Origin of the sequence: Acutalibacter intestini (genome assembly GCF_034334985.1) — a bacterium.
Lineage (GTDB): Bacteria > Bacillota > Clostridia > Oscillospirales > Acutalibacteraceae > Acutalibacter > Acutalibacter intestini.
Map to the genome: position 1 here is coordinate 100,719 of NZ_JAWXXL010000001.1, position 13,268 is coordinate 113,986.

Sequence of the window (13,268 nt, forward strand, 5' to 3'; positions counted from 1 at the left end):
TATTTTGCGTACATTTCCCTTCCGCGCGGCAAAAAACCGCCCCAGCCCAAGCAGAAGCACCAAAAGGAGCGAATGGTTTATGACGTATACCCAGGATAAGGTTTTCCCCATTTTTGAGCGCTGGCTGGAACGCCTCCGGCTAAAAAACGTCTGGGACGTAAAGCTGGAGCTGATAGAGGACCCTGCCTTTACCAAAACCGGGGACTTAAAAATAGACCCTGACGACCGAAAGGCCATTTTAATGCTGAATGCCCAAAACCCCCGCCAGGAGAACCCGGAGGAGGTTATTATCCATGAGTTGATGCACCTAAAGCTGTATCCTCTGGACCAGCTGACCGAGGGGCTGATTGAGGGCCACTACCAGGAGGGCACGCCGGCCTATGGCGTGGTTTACCGGCAGTTTATGGAGGCGCTGGAGGTCACTGTGGAGGAACTGGCCAAATGCTGGCTGGGAGCGCTGGGGGAGGACCAGGAGCTCTCCTTTGGGCGGTGCCAGGGGATGAAGTCCTATAACGAGCTTTTCGACGGCTTAAAGAAGCTTTAGGGAGATAGCTGATTAAATTTTGTGCGCAGAGAGATATGTAAACAGGAAAGCACCCGATTTTTCAGCCGCCGGGTAGTCAAAAAGTAGTCCTTCAAAAGGTTCTGGTACGCGGCTGCCAGGGCCTTTTTCTTTTGCTCATATTTCCTATGGCCGCTCGGGAATACAAAACCATCCCTGGCTTTGGGCTCCTAAAGCCTCCGCTTTGCCGCCTTTCCTAGACAGACAGAGAATTTTCCGGTATTCTCTTATCTAAGAAGCAGAGGCGACCACACAGCCCCGCGCCAACGAAGCAGGCGAAGTAAACCATGCTTACCGTTCTTAATCTGGTTGCCGTTTTTTATCATGTCGGTTGCCAGGCTAAAGGTTGCGGAAGCAAACTTCGAGTATTCCTTGGCAATGGCGGCCCGCTCCACTTTGACAGCGCCGGAAACCGCGCTGTTTTCTGTGGCTTTTGCGCCGGATACATCAACTGTAACGGACATACCCTCGTCGAACTTGGTGGTGGGCACGCTCTTCATGCTCAAAGTGATCTTGCCGCCGGGCTTTGTGACATTGAACGTCACACCACCGATAGAGACTCGTGGCAGCAAGTGAGAACTTCGCCCCATCCACACTGCCAGAAGTGACCTGGGCCGATGCTAGTGGAAGTGTTTAACGATGTCCTTGAAGTGTCGTTGACAACTTTGCGCCACAACATTGCACGAGAAATTGGAGAGGCAAATGGGCTTCTGAGTTTTGAGGACGCCAACGAGTGGCAGAACGGCGGTGATTGAATATACCGAAACTTATTGTGACAAGTCGATACATGAGGAACATGCGAAAGTGCACGGTTGCAAACCGGGTAAAGTACATGGGCACTCGCGAAGGAATAGAGAATGTGACCGAGGGGATCGGCAAGGTCTCAGCCACGATTCGCCAGCAAAGATTGGCGAAAGATACCGGCCGTGTTTTGACCTGAAAACCGCCCAGTACCTGCCGGGACATACCACTATCCAGATGACCGCAAAATGGAGAAGGAGGACGCGGCCGCTTCTGTTATTCAGCTGGAGCGGTATCTGTCCAGCGGTAGTCAGGCAGAGGGGGATTTTTCAGAAAGTAGTCAAGGTAGTCAGTGGGGAAATCTAGGCCTTTCCAGACAAAAAGAAAAAATCTCTAGAAGTCAGTAACTTCTAGAGATTTCTCTTGGTGACCCATCGGGGATTTGAACCCCGGACACCCTGATTAAAAGTCAGGTGCTCTGCCAACTGAGCTAATGAGTCTCACAGCTGTCCAGAATAACCCAGACAGCTTACTTATTATAGCAACTTTTTCGCGTCCTGTCAACCCATTTCTGAAGATATTAGTCACGGGCAGCGCAAGCGCTGCACCAATGTCGTGGGGCGTTCGCCCTGGCTCACTCGCCAGTAACCGTTCGCTTAGCCAGCGCGTTCCTCCGGGCGCTTCCGGCAAGGCTCTCTCTTTATTTGCTTTAACCAACACGGCCCCACCGTGGGTGTGTCCCATGAAATCGGCTGGAGCCGGTCGGGTCAGAACGGTTGCCACTGGGGACCTTCCCCGGGCACAGCCCCGCCCTTCCTGGGTGGTAACCATTAGCCGAGCCAACGTGGACAGGATCGGAAGCGCCCAGAAAACCGCGCTAGCTTAGCGAAACGCTACCACCGACGAGTGAGCCCAAGCGAACGCCCCCGCGACATTGGATGCAACGTCACGTTGCGGGCGCTGGCTAAACTTGTATGAAGTGCTTCATGACGCAGCTGCCGTCCGCTGGACCTGGGTAGGGGGTGGAGAGGTCTACCCCGGCGTTCATCAGCAGCGCGCCAGAGTACCGCTGGCCTGTGGCCTGGTCCATATAGGTCTTGTGGGGGTCCAGGCCCCGCAGCCGCAGCATCTGGTAGAAGTTGTCCGGCTTGCGCATGACCACCCGGGTCAGCAGCGCCTCGCTTTGGTCCGGGCTGACAAACTCCCAGTCCGCAAAAAACCGGTCCTGGGCTGGGTCTGTTAACCGGTACAGGTCCCCGTAGTGGATGAGGTCATAATATTTATGATAATCGGCGATCTGCGCCTTGGCCAGGTTTTTCTGCTCCTCTGTCAGCTTCCGGGGGTCCAGTTCGTAGCCAAAGGTGCCCATCAGGGCCACGGCCCCCCGGGTCTCAAAGCCTGTGCGGGGGCAGGCCGAAACGTGGGCCCCCATGCTGGCCACCGGGTAGCAAAGGGACGCCCCAAACTGGATGGTCAAGCGCTCAATGGGGTCTGTGTTGTCACTGGTCCAGATCTGGGGGGAGTAGTACAGCATCCCCGGGTCAAATCGGCAGCCGCCGGAAGAGCAGTTCTCCAGCAAAATGTGGGGGAACGCGCGGGTTACCCGGTCCATCAGTTCGTACACGCCCAGCACATAGCGGTGGAAAAACTCCCCCTGGCGCTCTGGGGGCAGCACGGCGTTGCCCGCCTCGCTAATGTTCCGGTTGCAGTCCCACTTGATGTAGGCGATGTTGTTCTTTGAGATCACGTCGTACATCTGCTGGAAGATATTGTCCCGCACCTCTTTGCGGGTCATGTCCAGTACGCATTGGTAGCGGCTTAGGGAGCCCTCCCGGCCCTGGGCCTGGATAATCCAATCCGGGTGGGCCCGGTACAGGTCGCTGTTGGGGTTCACCATCTCCGGCTCGTACCAGATGCCAAACTTCAGTCCCAGGTCGTTGACCCGCTGGATTAGGGACCCCAGGCCACCTTTCAGCTTGTTCTCGTTTACGTACCAGTCGCCCAGGCCCTGGCGGTCGTCGTTGCGGGTACCAAACCACCCATCGTCCATCACCAGCATCTCCACGCCCAGGTCCTTAGCCTCTTTGGCAAAGGCCACCAGCAGCTCATCGTCAAAGTCGAACACGGCTGCCTCCCAGTCGTTGATCAGCACCGGGCGCTTTTTGTGGGTCCATTCACTACGGCACAGGTGGTCCATGTACAGCCGGTGGAAGTCCCGGCTCATGCCGCCCAGGCCCTCTTCGGAAAAGACCATCACGGCCTCAGGGGTGGTAAAGCTCTCGCCGGGCTCCAGCCGCCAGCAAAAATCCGTGGGGTTAATGCCCGCCAGCAGCCGGGGGCAGCCCAGGGTGTCCACCTCTATCTCGATGGAGAAGTTGCCGCTGTACACCAGGCTTACGCCCATGACCTGGCCCTGCTCCTCGGTGGAACCCTGGCGGCACAGGGCCGCGAAGGGGTTGTGGTTGCTACTGGTCATGCCCCGCTTGGAGCCAATGGCCTGTATGCCGTGCTGAAGGGGATGGCGCACCACGGTGTTCTCCTTGGCCCAGCGGCCATACATGTGCACCAGGTCATAGTTCATGCCGGGCAGGTCCAGACACAGGCTAAAGGCCCGCTCCAGGTCCACAGGGGCGCTGCCGGTGTTCTCCAGCCGGACGCTGCGGGCCATAGCGCCGTGGTTCTCAAACACGGTGTACAGCAGGGTGGCCTTTACGCCCGTAACAGCGTCCAGCGTCTCAATCTCCAGGGTTTCGGCCTGGCCCTCTCCCGCAAAGGTGGCGGGCAGGCCGGGCAGCTGGGGCTTGCCGGGGTAAATCTTATGGCCCACATAGCGCAGGTCTGTTACGGCGTCGCCGTTGTGGTTGCGCACCTGAAGGGCGGAGAGCCGGAAGTCGCCGTTCTGGTTGCCAGAGTACTCTTGGGGCATGGCATCCAGGGTAAAGCGGTGCTCGCTGACCTTGGGGTTGTGGGGAGACATGGACTCATACCAGCCCCGGTACATCAGGTATTGCAGGTCTGTGTCAGGAATTTTCGGGCCGTAGTACAGGTGGATCAGGTAGTTCTCCTCAAAGACCATCATAGCATAGCTGGAGGTCTTGGTGTCCAGGCGGAACACCTTGTTTTTTTCGTCAAAGGTAATTGGCATAATACGCTCCTTGTGTTCCTGTTTTTTAATGATAGATAGACTGTACTTAATTATAGCGTCTCATTCCAAAAAAGGAAGCCCTTTTTGGAAAAAGCCTAAAGCCCCCTTAGGAGCGGCTGTCTTTAGCCTCCCTGGCCGCCGTTACTGGGCAAAATACTCTTGGGCATAGGCCCGGTCCCCGGTCAGGGCGGCCAGCAACAGCTTATACACAGCGTCTGGATTTTTATGAAAATTCTCCCGGGCCAGGGCCGCCTGGGCCCGGTCTGGCACATACAGAGAGACCTCCATAAGGTCCAGGCTCCCGCCGCCGGAGATGTGGCAGCGCACCTGCCAGCCCTTTTCTGCCTCTATAATCTCCACCCGGTGCTCTCGCCGGGCCCGGGCCAGGGCCAGGGCCTGCATGGCGGCCTCCAGGGCCTTGTCCCGCACAGCCAGCGGCAGGCTGGTGTCCAGGTCCTTGGCAATTTCCCGGCCGGTGTCCGTTACGGTCAGGCCCCCGCCGCTTTGGCGCAGATGGCCTAAAACCTCCAGGGCCGCCAGGGCGTCCTCTGCCTCAAAGTAGTTGGCCAGGGCCCGGTTTTGGATCATGGCGCACAGGTCCTCCCGGCTCATGGGCTCTCCGATGCTGCTAAGAATGTAACAAATCAAAATGCGCACGTCGTTTTGGGTCCACAGCCCGCCGGGGTCTACTCCGCCGGTAAAAGCGTCCTGCCGCATAGACACACTCCTTTACTGCCCATCCTCCGGCGCCGCCGCCGGGGAGGAGGTCTCTTTGCCGGGATTTTCCATCATAATAAGGGCGTCGCTGCCTGTTACGGCGGGCAGCTTGCCGTCCCACTTCTGGATCTTGTTATACTCAATCAGGGGCTGGGTAATGGAGGCCGCAATCTTCTCGTTGGCGGCGGCTTCCTTTTCACCAGCGTAGGCCGCCGCCTCGGCCTCAATGCGGGCCACGTTGGCCGCCGCCTCGGCGTCAATCACCCGGCGGGATGCCTCGGCCTCCTTCTCCATGGTCAGCTGCTCCTGCTCAATTTTGGCCCGCAGTTTTTCCTGCTCGGCCACCTGCTTTGCCTCAATGGCGGCCACATATACGTCGGAAAAGTCGAAGTCAATGATATTGATGTCTGAAACAAAGATGCCGCTGTCTCCCACCTTTTCGTTCAGCTCTTCCAGCAGGGCGGCGGAGATAATATTGCGGTTGGTAATGCTCTGCTCCGCCGTGTATTGCGCCATAATGGACTTCATCACCTCGTTGACCGAGGGGGTGATGAGTACGTCCTCATACTTGGTGCCCACGTTTTTCACAATGGAGTAAGACTTACTGGTGTCCACCCGGTAGTTTACAGCCAGGTTTACGTTCACGGTTTGCAGGTCCGAACTAAAGGCCTCGGTAGAGACCTCCAGCTTTACAATGCGGTTGTCCATTTTGGTCACATTCTGCCAGGGGGCCTTAAAGTGGAAGCCCTCTTGCAGCACGTTTTCGCTGACCCGCCCAAAAGTGGAGACCACCCCGGTGTGGCCCGCCGAGACCACCGTGAAGCAGGAAGTGCCCAGGGCCAGCAGGGCCGCCAGGATGATGACCGCGAGAATTATTTTGGGTAGATTGATTTTGGAGGTGTACACCTGCCGCCCCTCGGCGTCGGTGTAAGAAGTTTTTTTCTGAAACAAGGTGGGTCTCCTCTCACATTCATATTTTTTTGTTTAGGGCTGCCCGGGGGCTTTTAGGGCCCGCCGCCTAGGCGTCGGCGTATACGCTCACCCGGCCCTCCTTGGCGTTTAGGGTGACCACCGCGCCGCCCTTTAGGATGCGGGTGGCATGCTGGGACCCGGTTAAGACGGGCTTGTTCATGGCCAGCCCCACAATGGCCGCGTGGGTGTTGGCCCCGGCCGCCTCGGTGATGATGCCCGAAGCCCGGCGCAGGTACTCCACCATGGTGTTGTCGGTTTCCGGCACCACCAGGATGTCCCCGTCTCGGAAGCTCTCCTTTACGTCCGAGAGGGTCTTGCACACACACAGCCGGGCCGAGACAGACTGCTCGGTAACGCCCTGGCCGGTAATGAGCACATGGCCCACCACGTGGACCTTCATCATGTTTGTGGTGCCCGATACCCCCAGCGGCATGCCGGCGGTGATGACCACAATGTCTCCGCTTTCCACCACGCCGGCCTTTTGGGCGGCCTCTACCGCGTGCTCAAACAGGGTGTCGGTGTCGCTCTCCTCTTGGATGAGCAGGGGGGTTACCCCCCAGGAGAGGTTCAGCTGGCGGCAGACGTTCTCTTCTGTGGTGCAGCCCACAATGGGGTATAGGGGCCGGAATTTTGAAAGCTGCCTGGCTGTGCCGCCGGACTTTGTCACAGTGATAATGGCCCGGGCCCCCAGGTCGTGGGCGGTGGTGCAGGTGGCGTGGGAGATGGCGTTGGTCACGTCAAAGGCAATGTCCCGGTTGTCCCGGGAATTGAAGCGGTGGATGTAGTCAATGCTCTCCTCCGCCTTTTCCGCAATGCGCACCATAGTCTCCAGGGCCTCCAGGGGATACTGGCCCGCGGCGGTTTCGCCAGAGAGCATAATGCAACTGGTCCCGTCATAGATGGCGTTGGCCACGTCCGTGCTTTCGGCCCGGGTGGGGCGGGGGTTTTTCATCATGCTGTCCAGCATCTGGGTGGCGGTAACCACCTGCTTGCCCGCCAGGTAGGATTTTTTAATCAGCTCCTTTTGCAGCACGGGCACGTCCTCCAGGGGAACCTCCACGCCCATGTCCCCCCTGGCCACCATAATGCCGTCTGTAACCCGCAGGATCTCGTCGATATTCTCCACGCCCTGCATGTTCTCGATTTTGGCGATGATATTGATGGTGTGGCACTTGTACTCTTTTAAAATCTGGCGGATCTCCAGGACGTCGGCGGCGCTGCGGGTAAAGGAGGCGGCGATAAAGTCAAAGCCGTGCTCAATGCCAAAGATAATGTCCGCGCGGTCCCGCTGGCTGATAAAGGGCATGGAAAGGGTGGTACCCGGCACATTGATGCCCTTTTTATTTGAGACCCGGCCGCCGTTGATCACCTCGCAGATAATGTCCGTGTCTGTAACCCGCTGGGCCCGCATCTCCACCAGGCCGTCGTCAATAAGCACCCGGGCCCCGGGGGCCAGGTCCTTTGGCAGGTCTTTATAGGTAATAGAGACGGTTTGCTGGGTGCCGGGCACGTCCCGGGTGGTCAGGGTAAAGATATCGCCGGGCTTTAGCTCGATGGGTCCGTCTTGAAAGGAGCCCACCCGAATCTCGGGTCCCTTGGTGTCCAGAATGGTGGCAATGGGCAGGCCCAGCTCTTCCCGCAGACGGGTGACAGCCTCCAGCTTGTGCAGGGCGTCCTCATGGGTCAGGTGGGAAAAGTTAAAGCGCGCGGCGTTCATGCCCCCCAGCATCAGGCGGCGCAGAACGCTTTCGTCCTCGGTGGCAGGGCCCAGGGTACAGATAATCTTGGTTTTCACGGCGAACACTCCCTTTATATATAGATGAGCTGCGGCAAAGGGGATGGCAGCTTTTGCTTAATAGACATTATAGCATGTTCTGAAGGAGATAGCAAGAGAGGGAACTTTTGAAAAAAAGATGAAGTTTCTTGTTACTTGCCCCCTGTCCGCCGCGTCTAATGTTACAGAAAGCCCTGGAACACAGCGCGCATGTTCGCCAGCTTTTCACAAGGAACTGCCTAAAGAGCCTGTTTAGTGTTTGCCCGCACATAGCTAGCGTATTTTCGCCATAGCGCCCAACTTTCCCTGGCCGAATCTCAAGAGCATTTATGGCCTGATGGGCGGTGCTCCATTTGGACACTCTGGCGAAAAATTTCACGCTGCAATCAATGCACAGCCAGATACGAAACAGCCTCTAAGGAATTTACATAGAAAGGTCGTGTTTGTGATGACAGAGCATAACGCTTCTTATCCCCGCCCCAGAATCCGGCGGCAAAAGGGACCCAGTATTTGGGTCAAGCTATTGGTGTATTGCTGGGCCGGAGGCGCGGTGTTTGTGGCGGGCATGGTGGTGGGCGGGATGCTGGGCCAGCAGGGGCAGGCGGCAGAAGCGCTGCCTGGTTTGGCCCCCGAAAGCGCCGCCTATGCGGCTTACCTGGACCATAGCACCCAGCGCGTTATTATTGACGCCCCGTTTATCAACCAGAGGGAGGAATACCCCACAGGCTGCGAGAGTGTCTCCGCTGTCATGGCCCTGCAATACGCGGGCCTGGAGGTAGGCGTGGAGGACTTTTTGGCCCACCTGAAAATGGCCGGCGAGCCTTGGCCGGACAGCCAGGGGCAATACCACGCGGCAGACCCGCGGGAGGCCTATCTGGGAGACCCCCGCGGCCAGAACGGCTGGGGCTGCTATGCGCCGGCCCTGAAAAAAGCGGCGGAGGGGCTTTTGGCTGAAAAGGGCTCTGGGCTAAAGGTGCGGGACCTGACCGGGAGCTCTTTGGACCAGCTGTGGCAGAGCTATGTGAGCAGGGGAACGCCGGTGGTGGTGTGGGCCACCATGTATATGGAGGACGCCGCCCTGGAGGCCACCCTGCATCTGGAGAACGGGGGGACCCTGGACTGGCTCTCTCCCGAGCACTGCCTGCTGCTGGTGGGCGCGGACAGCGAGAACTACTACTTTAACGACCCCTTGGAGGGGAAGGCGGTGGCCTACCCCCGGGATAGCACAGAAAGGGCCTACCAGGCCCTGGGCGAACAAGCCCTGGTCATAGAGTAATAGAAGAAAGCCACGGGACGCTTCCCTCAAAAGGGGAAGCGCCTTTGCTTTTTAAACCTCTTGGGAAATAGAAGCTGTCAAGAAATGTGGCGCGGTCAAGGGGATGGGAAGGCCGGCGGGTTATTTGTGGAAGCCAAGGAATGGGGCCGTTCTGACCCAGCCCAGCCGGTTTCATGGGCGGGCGAGACTGCTTCTTTGCCCCGGGGGCTTTCCATGAGTCAAAAAGTATTTTGGCAAGCCCTAATGGGTCTTTGATAGGAAGCGGCCGCGCCCAAGCGGCTGGGACGTAAAAGCTTTTCCGCTTTAGGAACCGTGTAAAACCCAGCGGCAGGGCGGCTTTAGGGCCCTGCCGCTGCCCGGAGAGGAGAGGTTCCAAAATTTGGCTGTAAAATAAATGGAATTGCCCCCTTTTAGATGGAGCTTTTTTCTTGACACAGGCCGCGATGATTTGATACAATATACTAAATGTATTCTGCCTATGGGCAGAGCGCGAAACATCAATCAATCTGGCCCGGCCCTGGTGGCTTGGGTCATGGAGGGATCGTTGTGTATCATTGTCATGTCCGGTTCTACCTTGTGGGCCGCTGGAGCGGGCTGTTTCAGACGCTCAAGGAGACGCCCCCTTTAGAGGCGTTTACCCACGAATTTATAGAAAGCCCCGGCCCCCAGCCAGCCCCTACGGCTAAAGCCGATGTGATCATAGCAAATTTAGAAGATATGGACCCAGCGGCAGCGGCGCGCACCCTGGCGGCGGGAAAAAAGGCCGAGGCGCAGCTGGTTTTTTTGGCCACCCCGGAGCAGACCGAGCGGCTGGTGGACACCCTGGACGCGGCCCACATCACGGACATTTGGCCCATGCCCATGTCCCCGGCCCAGCTGCGGTTCCGGTTTTCCCGGTGGCAGCGGGCCTTTAAAGAGCAGAAGGACCTGTGGCAGACCAACCAGTACCTGGAGACAGCCATAAACAGCAGCCCAGACCTGGTGTGGTACAAGACCAAGGACGGCCTGCATGAAAAGGTAAACGACAGCTTCTGTGCTACGGTGAACAAGACCAAGGCCCAGGTGCAGGGCCGGGGCCACGCCTTTATTTGGGACGTGGAACAGGACGACCCAGCCTGCATTGAGTCCGAGCGGGTGGTGATGGAGCGCCGGGAGACCATTGTTTCCGAGGAGACCGTGCAGGCCGCTGAGGGGCAGATTAAGCTGCTGACCACCTATAAGTCGCCCCTGTATGACCTGGACGGCAGCGTGATGGGCACCGTGGGCGTGGCCATTGACGTGACCAAAGAGCGGGCCTATGCCCAAGAGCTGATTGAGAAAAACCAGACCCTGGAGGACCTGTTTACCACCATGGACTGCGGCGTGATGCGCCACAGCCTGGACGGCTCCCGAATTATCAGCATTAACAAAGCGGCCCTGGATATTTTGGGCTACAGCTCGGAAGAGGAGCTGCTGAACGACGACTTTCAAACCGTGGCCCATACGGTTTTCGAAGAGGACCGCACCCGCCTGCTGGAAAGCATTGGCAAGCTGAAAAACGCGGGAGATAATGTGAGCATCCAGTACCGGGTGCAGCACCCAGGCGGAGAGATTCTCCACGTAATGGGCAACGTAAAGCTGATACAGGAAAAGGGCGAGCTGCTGTACCAGCGGTATCTGCTGGACTGCACGGCCCTGAAAATGCAGGAAGAGCAGAAACGGCAGGAGGAAGAGCGCCGGCAGATGGAGCTGATCCACGCCCTTTCTATTGAGTATAACCTGGTGTGCTACTTTGACCTGGAAACCGGCGCGGGCTACCCCCTGCGCATTAACGCCTGCCCGGAGGATATTCTGACCGAGATCTTCAGCGGCCCGCTTTATATGGAGGACTGTATTGGCCGCTACATAGAACGGGGCGTGCACCCAGAGGACCAGGAGATGATGCGCCAGACCATTACCCGCCAGTGGCTGGAGGAGGCTCTGGCCGAGAAGCCGGCCAGCTCCTTGAACTTCCGTACCACCTGCTGCGGCTATGTGCGGTATTTTCAGATGAAGGCGGCCCGGGCCGGCAGCTGGGAGGAAAAGCACGGGGTGGTGCTGGGCTTCCGCAGCATTGACGAAGAGGCCCGGGAGCAGCGGGAGAAGCAGGCCCTTTTGGAGGACGCCCTTTCCCAGGCCAACCGGGCCAGCCGGGCCAAGAGCACCTTCCTCTCTAACATGAGCCACGACATCCGCACCCCCATGAACGCCATTATTGGCTTTACGGCCCTGGCTGTTACCCATATTGACAAAAAAGAGCAGGTGGAGGAGTACCTGAAAAAGATTATGTCCTCTGGGAACCACCTGCTTAGCCTGATCAACGACGTGCTGGATATGAGCCGCATTGAAAGCGGCAAGATCCATCTGGAAGAGGAGCCGTGCAGCCTGCCGGAGATCCTCCACGGCCTGCGCAATATTATCCAGGCGGATATTCATTCCAAGCAGCTGGAGCTGTTTATGGACGCGGTGGACATACAGAATGAGGAAATCTTCTGTGACAGGCTCCGGCTGAACCAGGTGCTGCTGAATCTTTTGTCCAACGCGGTGAAATATACCGGCGCGGGGGGCATGGTAAGCGTTAAAGTGGTGGAAAAGGCCGGGGCACCCGCGGGGTACGCCAACTATGAGTTCCATGTAAAGGACACGGGCATTGGCATGGACGAGGCCTTTGTGGCCCATATTTTCGAGCCCTTTGAGCGGGAGCGGAACTCCACCACCAGCGGTATTCAGGGCACGGGCCTGGGCATGGCCATTACCAAAAATATCGTGGACCTGATGAACGGCACTATAGAAGTGAAAAGCCGCCAGGGGGTGGGCACCGAGTGCCTGGTCTCCTTTACGTTCCAGCTGTGCAGCGAGAATACGGAGCCAAAGAGTATTCCCGAGCTTAGCGGGCTGCGGGCCCTGGTGGTGGACGATGACTTTAATACCTGCGACAGCGTCTCCTGGATGCTTCAGCAGATAGGGCTACGGGCCGAGTGGACCCTTTCCGGCAAAGAGGCTGTGCTGCGCACCCGCCAGGCCATTATGCGGGATGACCACTACTCGGTATACATTATCGACTGGCTGCTGCCGGATATGAACGGGGTGGAGGTGGCCCGCCGGGTTCGCCAGGAGATGGGCAAAGAGGTGCCCATTATTGTGCTGACCGCCTATGACTGGTCCGACATAGAGGACGAGGCCAGAGAGGCGGGGGTCACCGCATTTTGCAGCAAGCCCCTGTTCCTCTCAGAGCTGCGGGGCTGCCTGCACTCCATTGTCAACAAGGACCAAGAGGCCGAAGAGGCCGCCCCGTGGTCCCAGGTGCAGAACACCGGGCATATTCTGCTGGCGGAGGACAACGAGCTGAACCGGGAGATTGCCACAGCTCTGCTGGAGGAGGCGGGCTTTACCCTGGAAGCAGCGGAAAACGGCCAGGAGGCGGTGGAAATGCTGAAAAACGCGGGGCCAGGGCATTTCCAGCTGGTGCTGATGGACATTCAGATGCCGGGCATGAACGGCTATGAGGCGGCCAAGGCCATTCGGGCCCTGCCGGAAAAAGAGCTGGCCAGCATTCCCATTTTGGCAATGACGGCCAATGCCTTTGAGGAGGACAAAAAAGAGGCTCTGCGCAGCGGCATGGACGGCCACATAGCAAAGCCTATTGATGTGGATACCCTGATGAGCACCCTGGACCAAGTGCTGGGCCGGAACGGATCATAAAAAACAAAAACCCCGAGGCAATGGGCCCCGGGGTTTTTTGTTTATCCCAAATTCTGGCGGGGGCGCTACCGCCTGGTCCAAAAATGCAGCCCGTAGAGAATCAGGCAGAGGGAAATAAGCCCCGCCGAGGCCCCTGTGCCAATGGCAATGGCTGTGTGCTGAAGGGGGCCGGCCACCATGCTGATCAGGATGGCGGCGGCATCTACGATTAATAAAAATTTGTAAAGCCTGCGTTCTAGTTCGGTCATATCTAGCCCATTCCTTTCTGAAACGGTCCAATCGCCGCTCCGTGCGGCAAGGAGGAATCCGTGTTGTCTTGGCGTCCACTTTTTTTAATCCAGCCGGATGAAATACGGCCGCC

General features: G+C 57.9%; 10 protein-coding genes and 1 tRNA gene. 4 read left to right on the forward strand and 7 right to left on the reverse strand.

What is annotated here, in order from left to right:
* Positions 1-79: 79 nt before the first annotated feature.
* A complete protein-coding gene (locus U8U68_RS00445; RefSeq protein WP_322198888.1) occupies positions 80-544 on the forward strand; it encodes a hypothetical protein in 465 nt (154 codons plus the stop codon).
* Positions 545-789: 245 nt separating this feature from the next.
* On the opposite strand, the gene U8U68_RS00450 is transcribed toward U8U68_RS00445, so the two are convergent.
* Positions 790-1,107, reverse strand: coding sequence for a hypothetical protein (locus U8U68_RS00450; RefSeq protein WP_322198889.1), 318 nt, complete (start codon positions 1,105-1,107; stop codon positions 790-792).
* Between the two features lie 72 nt (positions 1,108-1,179).
* Between U8U68_RS00450 and U8U68_RS00455 the strand changes: the two genes are divergently transcribed.
* The gene (locus tag U8U68_RS00455; RefSeq protein WP_322198890.1) at positions 1,180-1,317 is read left to right on the forward strand and encodes a hypothetical protein; all 138 of its coding nucleotides are present in this window, start codon (positions 1,180-1,182) and stop codon (positions 1,315-1,317) included.
* Between the two features lie 410 nt (positions 1,318-1,727).
* Here the strand turns inward: U8U68_RS00455 and U8U68_RS00460 are convergent.
* The 5 genes from U8U68_RS00460 to pyk all read right to left on the reverse strand — a co-directional run bounded on the left by U8U68_RS00460 (position 1,728) and on the right by pyk (position 7,932).
* A tRNA-Lys gene (locus U8U68_RS00460) sits at positions 1,728-1,803 on the reverse strand.
* Positions 1,804-2,267: 464 nt separating this feature from the next.
* Entirely contained in the window at positions 2,268-4,448 is a 2,181-nt protein-coding gene (locus U8U68_RS00465; protein WP_322198891.1) for an alpha-galactosidase, read from the reverse strand.
* 141 nt (positions 4,449-4,589) lie between these two features.
* Positions 4,590-5,165: a DUF4364 family protein gene (locus U8U68_RS00470; RefSeq protein WP_322198892.1), complete on the reverse strand. Its 576-nt coding sequence runs from the start codon at positions 5,163-5,165 to the stop codon at positions 4,590-4,592.
* 12 nt (positions 5,166-5,177) lie between these two features.
* A complete protein-coding gene (locus U8U68_RS00475) occupies positions 5,178-6,116 on the reverse strand; it encodes a prohibitin family protein (protein ID WP_322198893.1) in 939 nt (312 codons plus the stop codon).
* A 67-nt stretch (positions 6,117-6,183) separates the two neighbouring features.
* On the reverse strand, positions 6,184-7,932 hold the full coding sequence (gene pyk / locus U8U68_RS00480; protein ID WP_367575773.1) for a pyruvate kinase: 1,749 nt from the start codon (positions 7,930-7,932) through the stop codon (positions 6,184-6,186).
* A 427-nt stretch (positions 7,933-8,359) separates the two neighbouring features.
* On the opposite strand from pyk, the gene U8U68_RS00485 reads away from it, so the two are divergent.
* Positions 8,360-9,187, forward strand: a complete 828-nt coding sequence (locus tag U8U68_RS00485) for a C39 family peptidase (RefSeq protein ID WP_322198895.1) — start codon at positions 8,360-8,362, stop codon at positions 9,185-9,187.
* Between the two features lie 546 nt (positions 9,188-9,733).
* Positions 9,734-12,907: a response regulator gene (locus U8U68_RS00490; protein ID WP_322198896.1), complete on the forward strand. Its 3,174-nt coding sequence runs from the start codon at positions 9,734-9,736 to the stop codon at positions 12,905-12,907.
* Positions 12,908-12,972: 65 nt separating this feature from the next.
* Here the strand turns inward: U8U68_RS00490 and U8U68_RS00495 are convergent, their stop codons facing one another.
* Positions 12,973-13,155 (reverse strand): hypothetical protein, encoded by a 183-nt coding sequence (locus U8U68_RS00495; protein ID WP_322198897.1) that lies wholly within the window; start codon positions 13,153-13,155, stop codon positions 12,973-12,975.
* Between the last annotated feature and the right edge of the window lie 113 nt (positions 13,156-13,268).

Coding starts and splice junctions, on each gene's coding strand:
- U8U68_RS00445 (WP_322198888.1), top strand. CDS start 80: ATGACGTATACCCAGGATAAGGTTTTCCCCATTTTTGAGCGCTGGCTG.
- U8U68_RS00455 (WP_322198890.1), top strand. CDS start 1,180: ATGCTAGTGGAAGTGTTTAACGATGTCCTTGAAGTGTCGTTGACAACT.
- U8U68_RS00465 (WP_322198891.1), bottom strand. CDS start 4,448: ATGCCAATTACCTTTGACGAAAAAAACAAGGTGTTCCGCCTGGACACC.
- U8U68_RS00470 (WP_322198892.1), bottom strand. CDS start 5,165: ATGCGGCAGGACGCTTTTACCGGCGGAGTAGACCCCGGCGGGCTGTGG.
- U8U68_RS00485 (WP_322198895.1), top strand. CDS start 8,360: ATGACAGAGCATAACGCTTCTTATCCCCGCCCCAGAATCCGGCGGCAA.
- U8U68_RS00495 (WP_322198897.1), bottom strand. CDS start 13,155: ATGACCGAACTAGAACGCAGGCTTTACAAATTTTTATTAATCGTAGAT.